This is a genomic window from Acidobacteriota bacterium (assembly GCA_021161905.1).
Taxonomy (GTDB): domain Bacteria; phylum Acidobacteriota; class B3-B38; order Guanabaribacteriales; family JAGGZT01; genus JAGGZT01.
Genome location: JAGGZT010000071.1, coordinates 44,198 through 61,310, shown reverse-complemented (window position 1 = coordinate 61,310; position 17,113 = coordinate 44,198). Strand labels below are relative to the sequence as shown.

Here is a 17,113-nt window from a genome sequence, read left to right as displayed (position 1 = left end):
TCAACGCCGCCTATGCCATCGGCAGGGAAAACGAGCTGGGAAGCCTTGAGCCAGGGAAGAAAGCTGACATCCTCATCTTCAACTTCAAAAATCACTCCCACCTGGTTTACCACTTTGGGGATAATCACATTAATAAGGTGATAAAGGAAGGGAAATTGGTCATCGATCGAGGAGGCGATATCTGCTATCTCTAAACCTGACTAATATATTTATAAGGAGGAGGTTATGTTCAAAGAGCTCACCATCGATCAATTCCAGGAAAAGCTATCTTCATCCGAGCCGGTTCCCGGCGGGGGAAGCTTGGCAGCGATAAGTGGCTCCCTCGCCTGCTCGCTCGCCGAAATGTTCATCAATCTTACTCTAGAAAAGGAGAAGTATGCTGAAGACCACCCCCTCTTCTCCGAAGCAAAGGGGAAGGTAATAGAGTTAAAAGAGAAGCTGATAAAGCTCGCCGATGAAGATGCTTCTGCCTTCGATAAGGTGATGCAGGCGTTCAAACTCCCCAAAGGGACCGACGAGGAGAAGGCGAAGAGAAAGGAAGCGATAGCGAAGGCGTTCCTCGAGGCGGCTGAGGTCCCCCGGAAAACCGCTTCCTCGGCTATCGAACTTCTACGCATCTTAGGGAAGCTCGCGGAAGGGGGTAACCCTAACGCCATCTCCGATCTCGGGGTAGCATCGCTTACCGCATATTCCGCTCTTATCGGTGCCTTGCTCAATGTGAGGATAAACCTTCCCTCCATCAAGGATGAGGATTATGTAGAAAAAGCATCCACCGAGGCAGACGCCTTGGAAAAGGAGGGAAACGAGCTTAAAGATAGAATACTGGCTAAAGTAAAAGAACGCATAGGTTAAAAAGAGAAATCCTCAGCGGAAGACTGGACCTTCTACCTTCTGTTCGAAGTGTCTCTTGAAGGTGTGGAAGAAAGTCTTGATCTCTATATCATAGGTGGCAGTGATATAGACATAGCCGTGGGAGATCTCTACCTTTAGATTGCTGGCGTTAATGGGTAAGCCAAGTTCCTCCGCCTTTTTTAGAAGTCTCGCTTTCAGCTCTTGATCATAACCTGGCCTACTCCTTGCAAATTGGGCTTCCCTCTTCATCGCATTCTTGAACTCAAACGAACTCCGGGTAGAGGGAAAAAATTTCACCAACATATAGATGAGAAAAACAACCACAAGCAGGGTAATAATCGTACCCAAACTCCCTGCTCCGAGTTCCTTCCTCAGTTTTATCATCCTATCCCTCCCTTAAAATCCATTCCATTTTACCGAACCAAGGTGAAGCTTCTTCTCCACCTCGTCTTGGTGAAGAAGTGGAAGAGAATGGAGAAGAAGTTCCGTACCCGGTTCTTAAACCCGGTTTCAAGGTAGGTGCCCCGCTCTGCCTCGTAAGACCAATAGATGATAAACGCACGCCCTCGAATGAGGCTTCGAGGGACGAACCCCCAATAACGGCTATCCCGGGAGTTATCCCGGTTATCTCCGAGGACGAAATAGCAACCTTTAGGCACCACCACCGGACCGTAGTTATCTCCCATCGTGGTTAGGTAGGGGAATTTGTGAACCACATAAGGCTCAGAGAGGGGTTTATCGTTCACATATACCACCCGGTCCTTGATCTCAATCTTATCCCCGGGAAGCCCGATCACCCTCTTCACGAAGTTCCAGTTGGGATCTACCGGATAACGAAAGACGATCACATCCCCCCGCTTGATGTCCCGAACAGGAAGGATCTTCCGCTCAAAGGAGAACCTGGTAGGAGCAAATATCATCTTGTTAGCGATTATATGGTCGCCGATAAGAAGGGTATCTTCCATCGAACCGGTCGGTATCTTAAAAGACTGAAATACAAAGGTAATAACGAATAAAGCAAGGATAACTGCGATAACGATCGATTCGAAGTAATCTCTTACCACCGACTTCTTATATTCCTCCTCCATCGCGCCCTCTCCTTAAATTATACCAGATTAGGGAACCAAAATCACCTCTCCTTCTCCGAAGAAAGGACAGCGAAGAAAGCTTCAGGCGGGATATCCACCTTCCCCAATCGCTTCATCCGCCTCTTTCCTTCTTTCTGTTTCTCAAGCAACTTCATCTTCCTTGTTACATCACCACCATAACACTTGGCGAGCACATTCTTCCTCAACGGTTTTATCACCTCACGGGCGATCACCTTGCCCCCAATCGCTGCCTGAAGAACCACTTCGAAGAGCTGGCGGGGGATGATCTTTCTCATCTTGGAGATCATCGCCTTGCCCCGGTAGTACGCCCGATCCCGATGGGCGATGAAGGAAAGGGCATCAACTGGCTCCCCATTGACCAGAACATCCACCTTCACCAGATCGGATTCCCGATACCCTGCATGCTGATAATCGAGCGAGGCATACCCTCGAGAGACCGACTTCAACCTATCGTAGAAATCCACTATCACTTCATTAAGGGGAAGATCATAGGTTATCACCACCTTGTTGCCGGAGAGATACTCCATTCCCCGTTGTTCCCCTCGGCGTTCCTCACACAAGGTAAGGATAGGACCGATGTAAGAGGCATCGGTGATGATGGTGGCGGTGATGAACGGTTCCTCTATCTTCAGGATGTCCCCCATCTTGGGGAACTTGGTGGGGTTCTCCACCTCAAAGACCTCCCCCTTCTTGGTGGTGATCCGGTACTTCACATTGGGGGCGGTGGTGAGGAGCTCGAGGCCAAATTCCCGCTCCAATCTTTCCTTCACTATCTCCATATGAAGTAAGCCAAGGAAACCGCAACGGAAGCCAAAACCAAGTGCTGCCGAGGTTTCCGGCTCGTAGAAGAAGGAGGAATCATTGAGCCTTAACTTGGCTAAGGCATCACGGAGCGTCTCGTATTTCCCGGTATCCACCGGATAGAGCCCGGCGAACACCATCGGCTTTATCTCCCGGAAACCGGGGAAGGGATGAGAAGTGGGATTTTCCTCCTCGGTGATGGTGTCCCCTATCTTTGTGTCGGCAAGCTGTTTGATACCGGCGATGAGATAACCCACCTCCCCCACTGAGAGTTCAGGAACCTTAATCCGCTTGGGGGTGAAAACCCCTACCTCAAGCACCTCATAGCTCTTGCCCGAAGACATAAGTTTGATCTTCATCCCCGGAGCAACCCGGCCATCAACCACCCGGATCAAGACGATCGCCCCGTGATAGGGATCGAACCAGGAATCGAAAATAAGCGCCTTTAGAGGCTTATCGTAATCACCTCTTGGCGGTGGTATCCTCTTTACGATCGCCTCGAGAACCGGGGGAACACCGGTTCCTTCCTTGGCGCTTACCAAAAGCGCTTCCTCAGGGGGAAGTCCTATTATCTGCTTTATCTGCTCCTTCACCCGTTCCGGTTCCGCCACCGGGAGGTCGATCTTATTTATCACCGGGATGAGCTCAAGATCGTTCTCTAAAGCGAGGTAGGTGTTGGATAGCGTCTGCGCCTCCACCCCCTGGGAGGCATCGACCACGAGCAGTGCTCCCTCACAGGCAGCCAGGCTCCGCGAGACCTCATAGGTAAAATCAACATGACCCGGAGTATCGATCAAGTTCAGAATGTACTCCCTTCCATCCTGAGCCTGATAGGTGAGACGGACGAAATGGGCTTTTATCGTTATCCCTCGCTCCCGCTCAAGATCCATCGTATCAAGCACCTGCTCCGCCATCTCGCGAGGGGAAAGCGCCCCGGTTAGCTCAAGCAACCGATCAGCCAAGGTGGACTTACCGTGATCGATATGGGCGATTATAGAGAAATTGCGGATAAACTCCTTCTTCATCTTGAATCTTCCTGGGAAAGGGCTTCCCGGGCAACGAGGGCGGCACCAACCACCCCTACCTCATTGCCCAATTTGGAGACCTTGATCTCGGCAGAGGAGAGAGCCCCAGGTATAGCCCTCGCCTCGACTTCGGAAAGGGCAGGAGGAAGGAGAAACTCAGCCGCTCGCATCACCTTGCCCGCAAGAACGATCAACTCCAGATTAAGACAGTTCAGGATATTAGCGATAACGATCCCCAAAGTCCTTCCCACCTCATCGAGCACCTTTCGGGCAACGGGATCCCCTTCTTTGGCATACTGGTAAACGATCTCAGCGGTCAACTCACCCTCAACATTTAGAAGGGCGGAATACTCCCCCTTATCGAGATAATAACCTACCCTTTTCACAATACCGCTTCCCGAGACCACTGTCTCAAGGCAACCGCGATTGCCACAAGAACAGGGAAAGCCATTGGGATCGACGGTTATATGGCCTATCTCCCCGGCATAACCACGAATACCGTGCCAGATCCTTCCCGAAAGAACGAGGCCTCCTCCCAAGCCGGTGCCGATGGTGAGGAGGAAAAAGCTTTTCCCCCCTTTCCCCCAGCCAAGATGGGCCTCGGCTATAGCTGCTGCATTGGCATCGTTTTCGATGAAGAAGGGGACATCGATCTCAGAGGAAAGCTTCTCTTTTAGGTTAATCCCGTTAAGAATGGGCAGGTTTGGCGAACGCTCAACCACCGTGCTCTTTAGATCGATGAAACCGGGGAAGCCAAAGCCAACCCCCTTTACCCCATCGAGGAGAACGAGGGAACAAAGCTTTTTATAAAGAGAACCAATCTGAGAGAAGAACTCCTCAAGGGATTCCTTCCTCGTCCTCTCTTCGAGCAGGGTGTTGAGCCTCCCCTGGGAGTCGACCAGCCCCCCGCGGATATTGGTTCCTCCGATATCAAACCCGATATAGGTCCCTCCTTTTCCCGGTATCAACCTTCTCCCTCCCCTTGTGCTAAGGTTAAATCAGCATCGGCATCGACCGAAAGGGAAGAGGCTTCCCCTCGGATAAGCTTAAAATAAGCAAGCGAAGCCACCATAGCCCCGTTATCGGTGGAAAGCTCGGGCGAAGGGAAATAAACCTTCACCCTCTTCCCCTTGAAGGCTGAGGTGATCCTCTTTCTTAAATAGCGATTACAGGAGACCCCCCCCGAGATAAGTATCGAACGGGGGTTATAAAAACGAGCTGCCCGCTTCAACTTGTCGCAGATAGCGGTAGAAACCGCCTCCTGAAAGCTCGCCGCTATGTTCTTAAGCCAGACATCACGCTCCTCATCCGGCATCCCTTTCTTCACATAGCGGAGTACCGCTGTCTTAAGACCAGAGAAGCTGAAGTCGAGGCTACCATCGCTTATTTTGGCTATGGGAAAGGGGATATCGCCTCGAGCCCCCTCCGCCAATCTCTCAATTACGGGACCGCCAGGATAACCCAAGGAAAGGAGCTTCGCCACCTTGTCGAAGGCTTCGCCCGCAGCATCGTCCCTCGTTCTTCCTAAGAGACGATAGCGGAAGGGCTCAGGCAGATAAAAGAGACTGGTATGACCACCGGAAACAACCAGGGCGAGGGCGGGAAACTCCACCCCCTCGTTCTCGATGAGCACCGAATGGATGTGGGCTTCGAGGTGGTTTATAGCGACAAACGGTTTCCTAACAGCATAAGAAACCGCCTTCACAAATGAAAGCCCGACGAGTAGGGAGCCGATTAAGCCAGGTCCCCTGGTGGCGGCGAAGGCGTCTATATCTTCGAGGCCAACCTCTGCCTTATCGAGTGCCTCGGAGACAACTGGTATGATGTTCCTTATATGATGGCGAGAGGCGAGCTCTGGCACCACCCCACCGTATTCCCGATGCGCCGAGATTTGGGAGGAGACGATGTTCGAGAGTATCCTCTTCCCATCAGAAACCACCGCTGCTGCGGTATCATCACAGGAACTTTCAACACCTAAGACGAGCATCACAAAGCACCAACCAATTTCCTTAAACTATCCGCATAAGGAGCACGAGCTACCCCCTGCTCGGTAATGATGGCGGAGATATATCGCGCCGGGGTGACATCAAATGCGGGGTAGCGGACATTCACCCCGGAGGGAGCAATCCTCTTCCCGTTTATCACCACCACCTCGGTGGGATCGCGCTCCTCGATGGGGATGGAATCGCCCGATGGGGTGGAAAGGTCTATAGTGGATATCGGGGCAGCGACATAAAAGGGGATACCGTTCTCCTTAGCGAGCACTGCCAGGGTGTAGGTTCCGATCTTATTCGCCACATCCCCGTTTGCTGCAATCCTATCCGCCCCCACAATGATGAGGTCTATCTCCCCACTCTTGATGAAATGGCCCGCCATATTATCGGTGATCAGGGTGACGGGAAAACCGTCCTCAAGGAGCTCCCAGGTGGTGAGCCTCGCCCCCTGGAGGTAAGGTCTCGTCTCGTCGGCAAACACGGAGACCTTCTTTCCCTCCTCGCGAGCAGCGCGGATAACGCCAAGGGCAGTGCCGTAGCCAGCGGTAGCCAATGCCCCGGCATTACAATGGGTAAGCACGGTAGCACCATCGGGGATCAAGGAGGCGCCGTTTTTACCCATCCTTCTATTTATCGATATATCCTCCTCATAGACTGCGAAAGCCTCCTTCTTGAGCGCCTCCTTTATGGCGGAAACCCCTCTTCCTCGACTATTCCGAAACACCTCCTCCATCCGAGAAACCGCCCAAAAGAGGTTCACCGCGGTAGGTCGGGAGGACCTCATCAGTTCACACATCCGGGCAAATGAGGAAGCGAAAGCTTCCTCGTTATCACCGGTAAAGCGAACAGCAAAAAGGGCTAATCCAAAGGAAGCAGCCACCCCGATCGCCGGCGCCCCCCGGATGACCATATCCGCTATCGCCTGAGCTACTTCTTCCCCCTTCTCATAAGTGCGATAGACCTTCTCCCCGGGGAGAAGCCGTTGATCGAGCATTATTACCTTGTCGTCCTTCCACTCTATCGTCTTGAACATAACTACCCCCGAAAGAATTGAACAGAGGCTATGATACAGAAAATCCCGAACATTTTCAACATCCCCTTTTATGGGGAAACAGCTTGACAGGGATAAAGGGAGGGGATATAGTAGGGATGGCTCTTTTTACAAGGGAAGTGCGGTGAGAATCCGCCACAGCCCCGCTACTGTGTTCGGGGACGAAAGCCGCTTACCCGAAAGGGGAAAAAGCCACTGGGAGCCTGTAGGCTGAAGAAAGCCAGGGTTCCTGGGAAGGCTGCGGTGAGTAGGATGATCCGTAAGTCAGGAACCGCCAATAGCTAACACCACCAACCTTCGAGGGAGGGTTGGGTGAGTATAGGGCACCCACTCCTCAATATCGGGAGGTTGGGTGCCTTTAATTTTGTAAAAATGAGAAAAGGGATCAACCTTAAATTAATAACGATCGGCTTGCTCCTCTTCATCCCCCTTGCTGGGGGAAGGAGGGAGGTAAGGGACGAACTCGGGCGGAGGGTGATATACCCCTACCCCCCAAAGAGGATAATCTCCCTTGCTCCCAACCTAACCGAAATCCTCTTCGCCGTTGATGGTGGCAAATTGGTGGTGGGGGTGAGCGATATGTGCAATTACCCGGAAGAAGTGAAGGCGAAGCCGAAGGTGGGTGGGTTTTCTCCGAGCATCGAGCAGGTAGTTTCCCTTGCGCCCGACATCGTCTTCGCCACTACCGCCGGCACCAGGATGGAGACAATAGCTAAGCTTGAAAGCCTCGGTATCCCGGTATTCGTAACCAAGCCGACCGATATTTCCTCGATAGCGAGGGAGATCGAACTGATAGGAACGCTCATCGGAAAAAAGAAGGAAGGGGGAAAAGAAGCAAAGAGGTTCCAAGAAAGGATCGAGAGGATAAGGAAACGGCTCGCAGGCGCGAAACCGGTCAAGGTTTTATATCTCATATGGCATAAGCCTCTTATGGCACCAGGGGAAGGAACATTTCTCACCGATGCGATCAGGATAGCAGGTGGAGAAAGCATAACCTCTTCCCTTGATCAGAAGCTGGTTCGGCTGAGCCCTGAGGAGCTGGCGCGAAGCGAACCCGAGGTGATCTTCCTTCCCCCGCTTACCGAAGGGGAGATGAAATGGTTCAAAGAGAGATACCGTTTTCTTCCCGCGGTAAGAAAAGGGAGGATTTACTCCCTAAACGAGGACCTGATCCTAAGACCAGGACCAAGGATCGTACTCGGCATCGAAGAGATGGCGAAGATCCTCCATCCTGAAGCCTTCAACAAGGAGTAAAAGATGAAGAGGAGGAGATTCTTCTTGCTCATCGGAGGTTCCCTCCTCCTTCTTTTCCTCGCCTGCCTCCTTTCCCTTGGCTTGGGCGGGGTGAAGGTGGCCTTCTCCGATGTTTTCTCCTCCCTTCTCTCCTTTCTCAAAAATGGAGAAGCAAGGGGGACATCCGGGGTCATCGTCATCGAGATAAGGCTCTCCCGGGTACTTCTTGCCGCTATGGTGGGAGCAGCGCTCTCCCTCGCTGGTGGGATCTACCAATCCCTTATCAGAAACCCGCTTGGCGATCCCTATATACTCGGGGTGTCGAGTGGGGCGGTGCTCGGCTCCATCATCGGGATATCGCTCGGTATGGGAGCAACCCTCATCGGAAGCGAGTTCTTCGCCTTTGCCGGGGGTACCATCGCCATCATCATCGTCTATTTGGTAGCAAAACGGGGAGGGAGAATGAGCACGGTGCGACTCATCCTTGCGGGGGTGATAGTCTCTTCCTTCTTCTCGGCAGCAGCGATGCTCCTCTTCTCCCTCTCCCCATCAAGTACAGTGAAGGGGATGCTCTTCTGGATGATGGGAGACCTCTCAAGCCAGAGCCTTGACACCGTACTCACCACCATTCCCTACTTTTTGCTACTCATAATCCCCGTCTTCCTTCTTTCCCGCCCCCTGTCCCTGATGATGGTGGGGGAGGAGAGCGCCCTTTCCCTTGGCGTCGATGTGGAACGGATAAAGAAGATATCTTTCCTCCTCGCCTCCCTCCTTACCGGTTTCTCCGTATCGCTTGCCGGGGCGATAGGATTCGTCGGTCTCATCATCCCAAACATCGTCCGCTATCTCGCCGGGGCGGATACCAGGATAGGCTTCCCCTTATCGGCGATAGCCGGGGCGATCTTCCTCATCCTCTCAGACACCTTGGCTCGGAGCGTGATGGCGCCAACCGAACTACCCGTGGGGGTAATAACCGCTGGGGTAGGAGGACCCTTCTTTATCTTTCTTCTCCTGAGGAGGCTTAGGGATGAGCTCGGCGATTGAGGTAAGAGGATTATCCTTTTCTTTCGGGAAAAAGAAGATCCTCCAATCCCTTTCCTTCTCCGCTGAGCGGGGCGAGTTTCTGGGAATAATAGGACCGAACGGAGCGGGGAAATCCACCCTCCTCAAGCTCATCGCCGGGACCCTAAAGCCGGAAGCGGGCGAAGTACTTCTCTTCGGGGAGGACATCGCCAACCTCGGACGGAGGGAGATAGCGAGAAGGCTCTCTTACCTTCCCGAAGAGGTGAGCTTTTACTTCGATTTCAAGGTGATGGACATCGTCCTTCAGGGACGGGCACCGCATTTAGGCTGGTGGCGGTTCGCCGGGAGGAACGACCTTATGATAGCGAAATCGGCGCTATCTCGGGTGGATGCCCTCCATCTGGCAGAGCGGATGATAACCACCCTGAGTGCAGGGGAGAAGAAACGGGTTCTTCTCGCTCGAGCACTCGCTCAGGAGCCAAAGGTCCTCCTCCTCGATGAGCCAACCGCCGAGCTCGATCTCAAGCACGAGTACGAGTTCTTCAACCTGCTAAGCGAGCTCAATCAGAAGGAGAACCTCACCGTTATCCTAACCAGCCACAATGTCAACCTCGTATCGCTTTATGCCGATAAACTACTTCTCCTAAACCGGTGCGGGAGGCGTGCCTTCGGCACCCCGGTTGAGGTCCTATCCGAGGAGAACCTAAGCGAGATTTACCACTTCCCTCTTTCGGTGAAAAAGGAGGGGGAAACCGGGGCAATCGTGGTATTCCCCAAAGATGGCTTGAAGAAACAAAGAGGAAATAAACCAAAAAGGAGGTAGAAGTATGATAGGCAAAAAGCTCAAGTATTTAGTCTCGATCCTCGTTCTCTCCCTTATAGCAACACCCACTCTGGGAGGACAACAGGAGACAAAGGAAAAGAAGAAGCCCCCGAAGCTGGTTTACAAGGAGCAGATAGTGATCACCGCCAGCCGGCTTCCCGCAGAGGGGATAGACCCCTTTACCCTGCCGGCGAGCGTGAGCATCATCACCCGCTCCAAGATCACCACCTCGGGGGCAACCATCCCTCAGGATATATTCTACTCCCTTCCTGGCTTTCTCGTCTACGACGATGTGGGAAACGGGGTTGAGGGGACGGTCTCCCTCCGCGGATTCGCCGAGGGAAACGCCTTGGCAGTGGCGTTCGACGGGGTGAGGATAAACGAGCCGGACGACAACCGGGTGAACCTCGAACTCATCCCCCTGGAGGCGATAAGCCGGGTGGAGGTGATAAGGGGAAGCGCTTCCTCCCTTTACGGCGATGGAGCGATGGCGGGAAGGGTGAACTTCATCACCGAAAGTGGTGGTAAAGAGCCGAGGCTCGACCTAAGCTTCGATTACGGAAGCTACCACTCCCAGCGCTATGTGGTAAAGGGTGGCGGAAGCCTGGGGAAGTTCTCCTTCTTCGGTTTGGGAAAATACAGAAGGTCTGATGGCTTCCGGCAAAACGGCTACCTAAAGATGAAGAACCTATTTGGAAAGATGGGGTATAAACCAGACGACAAGACAGACATCGAGTTCATAGCAAGCTATAGCAACAATCGGCTGGGAAACCCCGGGGCGCTCACCGAGGAGGAGCTCGAACAGGATAGAAAACAGGCTCCCTTCAATCTGGTGGACAGGAACTTCGAAGATGGCAACCTTATCTCGGTTTCAATCAAGCGGAGGTTCTCCCCCGGTCTCTTCTTAAACGCCAATGTCTTCAGGAGGAGCCAGGATATCGACACCCTCACTACCGGGAGGATGGCAGCTTTATACGGTGGCTTCTTAACCGAAAGCAAGGCAAAAAGCAAAGGAGTGGTGGCGGAATTAACCTGGAACGGGGACCTTTTGGGCAGGGCAAATACTGCTATTTTGGGCATCGAGCTCACCAGTCATACCTTCGGCGCCAAGGGATATACTACCAACGCCCAGGGAGAAAACCCTTACCTCGTTTCGGAGAACTCGACCGACCAGCGGGTAGAGGGCTACTTCATCGAAGATAGGTTTGAGCCGATATCGAGGCTTCTACTTACCCTCGGGGCAAGATACGACAGGAAGAGCTTCCACTATCACGATCTCGTCCTTCCGCAAAACAACAACGACAAAACATTCGCCAAAGGGACCATCCGTTTTGGAGGAAGCTACCAGCTCAACCCCAAGTTCGCCCTCTATGGAAACATCGGGGAAGCCTTCCTCACCCCAACGGTCATTCAGATGTTCGCTTACCCCACCTTCGGCTCGAACCCCGATCTCGTCCCCACCACCGCCCTCTCTTACGAGACGGGGATAAAGTTCCGCTCTGGCAAAGGGTTGAAGGGATACCTCTGTTGGTATAGAATGGATATGGAGAATGAGATAGTATTTGTCTTCGACTCCTTCCGCGGGGGAAGGAACGAGAATGTAGGAAAAAGCAGGAGGCAGGGTGTCGAGATGGAACTTAGGGGACGGTTAACGGACTCGGTCAGCGGATATGCAAGCTACAGCTATACCGATGCCCGGTTTCGTGCTGGGGAAAACGCGGGAAACAGGATACCCTTAGTGCCACGGCACAAGATGTCCCTGGGGCTTGATCTCTCACTCGGGGAAAGGGTGAAGGCTTATCTTGAGGGACTCTTCGTCTCATCCGCTCCTCTTAGCGGAGATGAGGAGAACCTCCTTCCCGAGCTCCCATCTTATCAGCTGCTTAACGCTAAGGTCTCCTATCGACTGAAAGATGGCGAGCTCTTCCTTCGCCTCTCAAACATTCTTAACCAGAAGTACGAAACCCGTGGCATCTATATAGGAACAACCCCTTACCTTACACCTGCTCCCGGGTTCCATTTCAGCATTGGGATGAGCTACACCATTCATTAGGGAGAAGATGTCAAAGGAGAGGATAAAACCGGCAAAACTTCTTTCCGAAACGCTTGAAGCAATCAAGGGGAAGGATGAGGAGGCATTAGCCTCCCTCCTTCCCTCGATCAAGGACCGGAAAAAGGAGATTGCGCAGGCGATAAAGAAGAAGATTGAGAAGAAGGAGGATATCGCTCACATATTAACGCTTGTTGAAAGGCTTGATGATCCAGATCTTGGGAAGATAGCAAAACTCGTTGCGGAGAATTCCGCTCTTCCCCTCTCTCTAAGGCTCAAGGCGGTGGAAATAGCGGAAGCAGTCGGGGCAAAGCTCGAACCGGGGGTTTCTTCCGCCATCAGGGAGGGGATGAAGCTTTTCTCCCTCATAAAAGACGAGGAGGCGGACCTTTCATCGCTTTCCTCCCGGGTTAAGGAGCTCCCTTTAGATGTGAAGCTCTCTTTAATTGCTGATCTTGCCCTTCTTCCTGAGAAGGCGATCGCCTTTTTCCCTCTACTCCTTGGGGAAAGGGCTGAACTCGATGGAGCAATCATCGACGCCCTGGGAAAGATCGAAACCCCTGCTTCACTCTCCCTTCTTCTCTCTGAACTCGAAAGAACCAGCGACAAGGAGCGGATAAAGAAGATAAGAAAAGCGATCCACCAACTAAAGAGCAAAGGAGTAGAGCCACCTTCTCGGGAAACGCCTGGAGAAAAAAGAAAGGAGGAAGAGGAGGGATACCTTTCCCCCATCGATTCCTTAGGCGAGCGACTCTTGGTCCTCGTTATGCCGAAGGGAAGGGGCGAGGTTCGTTTCTTCCAGATAATCGCCTCGGACACGAAGGGCATCCTCCGCTTCATCACCCATAGCGTTCCCTATGAGGAATTAATGAGCTCGATCAGGCGGGCGGAGGAGACAAAAGGGATCCAGATGGTAGAAGCCCCGGCGGACTACATCAGGACCCTCCTTGGCGAATACGCAGGGTTAAACGAGAAAGGAGGGGGGAAACCCCCAGCCGAATTTGTAAGCTGGCGCAACTGGATCGGGGAACCCAGAGAAAGGTTCGAAAAACCGCTTATCTATCAATTTATACCCGAGGAAGATATCGCAGCCCGAGAGGCGCTGTTTGAACAGGGAGATAGACTGTTCCAGCTTCCCGGTATAATTGGCTGGTTTATCCCTGAGGAGGAGATAAAAGAGGGGGTGGAAAGATTCGCCACCGCTGAGGAAAGCCCCCTCATCCTCTCAGACATCCAGCGGGAGGAACGGAGGAATAAGATATTCCTCGAAGAGGCGGAGCGGTACTTCACCGAAGAGAAAAAGGAATTATATAAGAGAAGGCTTATCGAGATGGGCTACTTCCTCTACCAGAAGGGGATGAAGCTCGAGGCGGAAATAGCCCTCGCCACCGCGCACGCCTTCTCATCTCACGAGATCAAATTCATCCCCTTTGCCCTGACCTTGGTTAAACGAAGCATAGAGCTTGCGGTAAAAAAGAGAAAAGAGGCGGAGAAAAAAGAGCCGCGGCTCATAATTCCACCCTCCGCCCAAGGAGGAGTAGGAGAGAGAAAATGAAAAAACTCATCCTTGCTTTCATCGTCCTTTCCCTTCTTCTTCCTGCCTGCAAGAAGGAGGAGAAGGAAAAGACCTACCCTCAGATCCTTCTCGGCGCCCTGGATAAGGGGAAGATCGACAGAACGAAGGACGACCTGAAGGCGATCGCCGATGCGCTTTCCTCTTACCAGGCGGATACCGGAAGCTACCCCGTCGGCGAGGGGGTGGGGGTGCTCAAGTCCGCTCTCTCCCCAAACTACCTCGTCCTTCTCCCCGAGCGAGATGCCTGGGGAAACCCCTTCTCCTACCACTCCAACGGCAGAAGCTACCGAATAGTTGCCCCGGGAAAGGATGGACAAGAGGGAACAGCGGATGATATCGTCCTTTCTGATGGGATGATCGTCTCCTCCCCAAAGCTAAGATAGCTTTTCTTAAAGAGGTAAAGGGTTCCGAGAAATAGAAGGAGGCAATGCGTCTTCTTATCATCGATAATTACGATTCCTTCACCTACAACTTAGCCCAACTCTTCCTCGAATTCGATATCGAGGTATTGGTCTATAGGAACGACGAAATCCGCATAAAGGAAATCGAGGAATTGAAGCCTCATTGGATTACCCTTTCCCCCGGTCCTTGCACACCAGCCCAATCCGGGATCAGCAAGGAGGTCGTCCGCCATTTCGGGGATACCATTCCGATATTAGGGGTATGCCTTGGGATGCAGGTCATCAATGAGGTGTTCGGCGGGGAAACGGTCAAAGCCCCCCTGCCCATTCACGGCAAGCGCTCGAAAATCCACCACACCGGCGAAGGGATCTTCTCCGGTATCCCCTCGCCTTTCTTTGCCGCGCGCTACCACTCGCTTAAGATCCTGATCCGTTCTCCTGATCTCATACCGTTAGCCCAGTCGGAAGACGATGTGATTATGGGAATTAAGCATCGCCATCTTCCCATCTACGGCGTTCAGTTCCATCCCGAATCCTTCCTCTCTGAATATGGCTTGGAGCTGGTCTATAACTTCCTCCGCCTTCAGCCAGACTGGAAAGTTAAAAAACCATCCCCACTTGAAGACCCCGACCGCTTCCCCCGGCTGGGCTGGGGAAAAGAGAAACCTCCCTTCAAAAAGACGGAGGGTGAACTATGAGGTGGGCTTCAGTCATTCCCAGGCAGGTGCGCATCCTGACGATGGAAACGACCTTCCGGAATGGATCGGACGAGAAATTCTTGGAACTGGCTCAGGAGATAGCCGAAGGGGAAGTAAGCGCGGTTCTGCTCAGCGGAGGAGGGCTTGACTGCAGTCGTTATTCCATAGCCTGTGGTGATCCTTTCCTCATCCTCCGGGCAAAGGGAAGAAATTACGAGGTGATCACCCCAAAGGGTTGTTGGAGAGGGGAAGGGGATCCTATCTCCCTCGTTGATGATCTCTTGACCCATCTTGAACCCGATTTCCCTCTCGCCACCCCTCCTTTTATGGGTGGAGCAGTAGGCTATTTTGCTTACGAACTCAAAAATACCATCGAGAAGCTTCCTCAGTCTGCTTCAGATGACCTTCTTCTTCCCGACCTCTTCCTCTTTTTCCCAAGAGATATCCTGATCTACGACCGGGCTAAAGGGACGATAAACCGGATTCTCTTGGCCTATGGCGAAGAGGAGAATGCCTTCGATATTCCCCTCTCTGAGCAAGGGGATAGCAAACCAGATACCCCCCTTGAAGCTGGTGAATTGAGGAGCAACTTCACCCACCAGGAATACCTCGAAGCGGTACGGCGCATCCGCCGTTATATCCGGGAAGGGGATGTCTATCAGGTCAATCTATCGCAGAGGTTTTCCTTCCCCTTCCGGGGGGACCCGTGGCGACTCTGGATCGAGCTCTTCAGGCGAAACCCCGCCCCCTTTTACGCCTTCGTGAATGGGGGCGACCATCAGATCCTCTCCACCTCTATGGAACGGTTCCTCTTTCGCCAGGATGATTACATCGAGACCCGTCCCATCAAGGGCACGAGAAGAAGGGGAAGAACGAAGGAAGAAGATAAGCGATTAAAAAAAGAGCTCCTCAAAGACCCTAAGGAGGATGCAGAGCTCTCTATGATCGTTGACCTCCTTAGAAACGACCTGGGAAGGGTCTGCGCTCCAAAAACCATCAGGGTAGCGGAGCACAAGCGAGTGGAAGAATACCAGAATGTATTTCACCTGATCTCCATCATCACTGGGAAGCTCCGTCCCGGAATAACCTACGGCGATATCCTCCGAGCAACCTTCCCCGGAGGCTCTATCACCGGATGCCCCAAGATCCGGGCGATGGAGATCATAGACGAGCTGGAACCAAATGTCCGCCATGTCTATACAGGCTGCATTGGCTATCTCGGCTGGCATAAGAATATGGATTTGAACATCGGTATCAGAACGGGTATCCTCCATAAGGGGCTGTTCCACTTCGCGGTTGGGGGCGGAGTAGTTTACGATTCCGATGAAGAGGCAGAGTATCAGGAGACCCTTCACAAAGGACAAACCCTCTTCGATCTCATCCGCTCCCTGAAAAAGACCTTTAGACGATGATGGATGATAAAGGAGAAAGAAAAGACGCGGTCATCTGGCTGAACGGGTCGTTCACTACTCTCAAAGATGCCCGTATTTCACCTTTGGATCGGGGATTCCTCTATGGTGATGGCCTCTTCGAAACCCTTCGCGCGGATAAAGGGGAAATCTTCTTTCTCCCGGATCACTTAGACCGGCTGAGGAAATCCGCGGCTGAGCTCAGGCTCCCCGAGCTACCAAGGATCAACTGGGATAAGGTGCTTAAAGAGCTCCTCAGAAGGAACGACCTTGCGAGAGCCATTGCCCGGGTGAAGATCATCCTCACAAGAGGAATAATCTCAGGGCTGGGACTTCCCCCCTCCTCCAAGCCAACCCTCTGTCTCATCGCCGAGCCATACTCACCGCCAGGGAGGAAACGATACCACGAGGGTTGGAGGCTATTTGTCTATCGGGCGGGCTTCTCACCTCCTCTTGCCGAGCACAAGTCCTTGAATTACCTCTTTTATCTTAAAGCAAGACAAAAGGCAGCTGATGCGGGAAAGGATGAGGCTATCGTTCTGGATCCAAAGGGCTATGTGGCGGAAACAGCGACAGGATCCTTACTCTTTCGGAGAGACAACCGATGGTGGAAACCGAAAAGCGCCTATCAACTATCGGGGATCACCCAGAGGAGGGTAATCGATTACCTCAATGAGCGCGGCGCCGAGGTCCGGGAAGAGATGATCACCCTAAAGGAACTCCTACAGGCGGAGACAGTATGGGTCACTAACTCCCTGATAGGCGTTATGCCGATCCGGGAGATAGATGGGCAACACCTACCTTCACTCGCCCAGGATGAAGCGGAGGCGGTGCGAAATTGGCTCTTTTCGGTGAGATGACCGCGGGTCAGTAAGATGTAATAATTACGGGGAAAAGAACACCTTCGGTATCTCAAAACCGGTAGCTTAAGCCGAAAAAACCTTGATAAAACACTCTCTTTCTAAACAGGGCTTCTTTCATTTCCGTCCAACCTTCAGGGAATACTTTTCGTTAAATCTATGCTTATATCCTAAGCCCACATCTAAATAAGGATAAATAACCACGGAA

At 52.6% G+C, this 17,113-nt stretch carries 17 protein-coding genes and 1 riboswitch; of the genes, 11 read left to right on the top strand and 6 right to left on the bottom strand.

Annotated elements, in window-relative coordinates; translation table 11 throughout:
- A partial coding sequence (locus J7L64_09905) for an amidohydrolase family protein (protein ID MCD6452657.1) occupies positions 1-194 on the top strand: 194 nt, incomplete at its 5' end.
- A gap of 31 nt (positions 195-225) precedes the next feature.
- Positions 226-852, top strand: a complete 627-nt coding sequence (locus tag J7L64_09900) for a cyclodeaminase/cyclohydrolase family protein (protein ID MCD6452656.1) — start codon at positions 226-228, stop codon at positions 850-852.
- A 12-nt stretch (positions 853-864) separates the two neighbouring features.
- Here J7L64_09900 and J7L64_09895 read toward each other — a convergent pair whose 3' ends face one another.
- From J7L64_09895 to mtnA, 6 genes are read right to left on the bottom strand one after another with little or no spacing between them, the layout of a single operon-like run.
- Positions 865-1,236: a hypothetical protein gene (locus tag J7L64_09895; GenBank protein ID MCD6452655.1), complete on the bottom strand. Its 372-nt coding sequence runs from the start codon at positions 1,234-1,236 to the stop codon at positions 865-867.
- A gap of 29 nt (positions 1,237-1,265) precedes the next feature.
- A complete protein-coding gene (lepB, locus tag J7L64_09890; protein MCD6452654.1) occupies positions 1,266-1,940 on the bottom strand; it encodes a signal peptidase I in 675 nt (224 codons plus the stop codon).
- Positions 1,941-1,981: 41 nt separating this feature from the next.
- Positions 1,982-3,787, bottom strand: a complete 1,806-nt coding sequence (lepA, locus tag J7L64_09885; GenBank protein ID MCD6452653.1) for a translation elongation factor 4 — start codon at positions 3,785-3,787, stop codon at positions 1,982-1,984.
- Positions 3,784-4,755 (bottom strand): ROK family protein, encoded by a 972-nt coding sequence (locus J7L64_09880; GenBank protein ID MCD6452652.1) that lies wholly within the window; start codon positions 4,753-4,755, stop codon positions 3,784-3,786. Before J7L64_09880 ends, lepA begins: the two co-directional genes overlap by 4 nt.
- Positions 4,752-5,774, bottom strand: coding sequence for a tRNA (adenosine(37)-N6)-threonylcarbamoyltransferase complex transferase subunit TsaD (gene tsaD, locus J7L64_09875; GenBank protein MCD6452651.1), 1,023 nt, complete (start codon positions 5,772-5,774; stop codon positions 4,752-4,754). Before tsaD ends, J7L64_09880 begins: the two co-directional genes overlap by 4 nt.
- Entirely contained in the window at positions 5,774-6,814 is a 1,041-nt protein-coding gene (gene mtnA, locus J7L64_09870; GenBank protein ID MCD6452650.1) for an S-methyl-5-thioribose-1-phosphate isomerase, read from the bottom strand. Before mtnA ends, tsaD begins: the two co-directional genes overlap by 1 nt.
- Positions 6,815-6,905: 91 nt before the next feature.
- Positions 6,906-7,127: riboswitch (cobalamin riboswitch) on the top strand.
- Between the two features lie 17 nt (positions 7,128-7,144).
- On the opposite strand from mtnA, the gene J7L64_09865 reads away from it, so the two are divergent.
- From J7L64_09865 to J7L64_09825, 9 genes are read left to right on the top strand one after another with little or no spacing between them, the layout of a single operon-like run.
- A complete protein-coding gene (locus J7L64_09865) occupies positions 7,145-8,086 on the top strand; it encodes a cobalamin-binding protein (protein ID MCD6452649.1) in 942 nt (313 codons plus the stop codon).
- 3 nt (positions 8,087-8,089) lie between these two features.
- The gene (locus J7L64_09860; protein MCD6452648.1) at positions 8,090-9,109 is read left to right on the top strand and encodes an iron ABC transporter permease; all 1,020 of its coding nucleotides are present in this window, start codon (positions 8,090-8,092) and stop codon (positions 9,107-9,109) included.
- Entirely contained in the window at positions 9,093-9,911 is an 819-nt protein-coding gene (locus J7L64_09855) for an ABC transporter ATP-binding protein (GenBank protein MCD6452647.1), read from the top strand. The genes J7L64_09860 and J7L64_09855 overlap by 17 nt, the downstream gene beginning before the upstream one ends.
- A 4-nt stretch (positions 9,912-9,915) precedes the next feature.
- Positions 9,916-11,964 (top strand): TonB-dependent receptor, encoded by a 2,049-nt coding sequence (locus J7L64_09850; protein ID MCD6452646.1) that lies wholly within the window; start codon positions 9,916-9,918, stop codon positions 11,962-11,964.
- A 7-nt stretch (positions 11,965-11,971) separates the two neighbouring features.
- Positions 11,972-13,516, top strand: a complete 1,545-nt coding sequence (locus J7L64_09845) for a hypothetical protein (protein MCD6452645.1) — start codon at positions 11,972-11,974, stop codon at positions 13,514-13,516.
- Complete coding sequence (locus tag J7L64_09840; protein ID MCD6452644.1) at positions 13,513-13,920, top strand: type II secretion system protein GspG; 408 nt, start codon at positions 13,513-13,515, stop codon at positions 13,918-13,920. Before J7L64_09845 ends, J7L64_09840 begins: the two co-directional genes overlap by 4 nt.
- Positions 13,921-13,964: 44 nt before the next feature.
- Positions 13,965-14,636 (top strand): aminodeoxychorismate/anthranilate synthase component II, encoded by a 672-nt coding sequence (locus tag J7L64_09835; GenBank protein MCD6452643.1) that lies wholly within the window; start codon positions 13,965-13,967, stop codon positions 14,634-14,636.
- Positions 14,633-16,048, top strand: a complete 1,416-nt coding sequence (gene pabB / locus J7L64_09830; protein ID MCD6452642.1) for an aminodeoxychorismate synthase component I — start codon at positions 14,633-14,635, stop codon at positions 16,046-16,048. The genes J7L64_09835 and pabB overlap by 4 nt, the downstream gene beginning before the upstream one ends.
- Positions 16,045-16,905, top strand: coding sequence for an aminotransferase class IV (locus J7L64_09825; protein MCD6452641.1), 861 nt, complete (start codon positions 16,045-16,047; stop codon positions 16,903-16,905). Before pabB ends, J7L64_09825 begins: the two co-directional genes overlap by 4 nt.
- Positions 16,906-17,113: the final 208 nt, after the last annotated feature.

Excerpts from the sequence above, each read along its gene's own strand:
- J7L64_09900 (MCD6452656.1), top strand. The coding sequence starts at position 226 with ATGTTCAAAGAGCTCACCATCGATCAATTCCAGGAAAAGCTATCTTCA.
- J7L64_09895 (MCD6452655.1), bottom strand. The coding sequence starts at position 1,236 with ATGATAAAACTGAGGAAGGAACTCGGAGCAGGGAGTTTGGGTACGATT.
- lepB (MCD6452654.1), bottom strand. The coding sequence starts at position 1,940 with ATGGAGGAGGAATATAAGAAGTCGGTGGTAAGAGATTACTTCGAATCG.
- lepA (MCD6452653.1), bottom strand. The coding sequence starts at position 3,787 with ATGAAGAAGGAGTTTATCCGCAATTTCTCTATAATCGCCCATATCGAT.
- tsaD (MCD6452651.1), bottom strand. The coding sequence starts at position 5,774 with ATGCTCGTCTTAGGTGTTGAAAGTTCCTGTGATGATACCGCAGCAGCG.
- mtnA (MCD6452650.1), bottom strand. The coding sequence starts at position 6,814 with ATGTTCAAGACGATAGAGTGGAAGGACGACAAGGTAATAATGCTCGAT.
- J7L64_09860 (MCD6452648.1), top strand. The coding sequence starts at position 8,090 with ATGAAGAGGAGGAGATTCTTCTTGCTCATCGGAGGTTCCCTCCTCCTT.
- J7L64_09855 (MCD6452647.1), top strand. The coding sequence starts at position 9,093 with ATGAGCTCGGCGATTGAGGTAAGAGGATTATCCTTTTCTTTCGGGAAA.
- J7L64_09850 (MCD6452646.1), top strand. The coding sequence starts at position 9,916 with ATGATAGGCAAAAAGCTCAAGTATTTAGTCTCGATCCTCGTTCTCTCC.
- J7L64_09845 (MCD6452645.1), top strand. The coding sequence starts at position 11,972 with ATGTCAAAGGAGAGGATAAAACCGGCAAAACTTCTTTCCGAAACGCTT.
- J7L64_09840 (MCD6452644.1), top strand. The coding sequence starts at position 13,513 with ATGAAAAAACTCATCCTTGCTTTCATCGTCCTTTCCCTTCTTCTTCCT.
- J7L64_09835 (MCD6452643.1), top strand. The coding sequence starts at position 13,965 with ATGCGTCTTCTTATCATCGATAATTACGATTCCTTCACCTACAACTTA.
- pabB (MCD6452642.1), top strand. The coding sequence starts at position 14,633 with ATGAGGTGGGCTTCAGTCATTCCCAGGCAGGTGCGCATCCTGACGATG.
- J7L64_09825 (MCD6452641.1), top strand. The coding sequence starts at position 16,045 with ATGATGGATGATAAAGGAGAAAGAAAAGACGCGGTCATCTGGCTGAAC.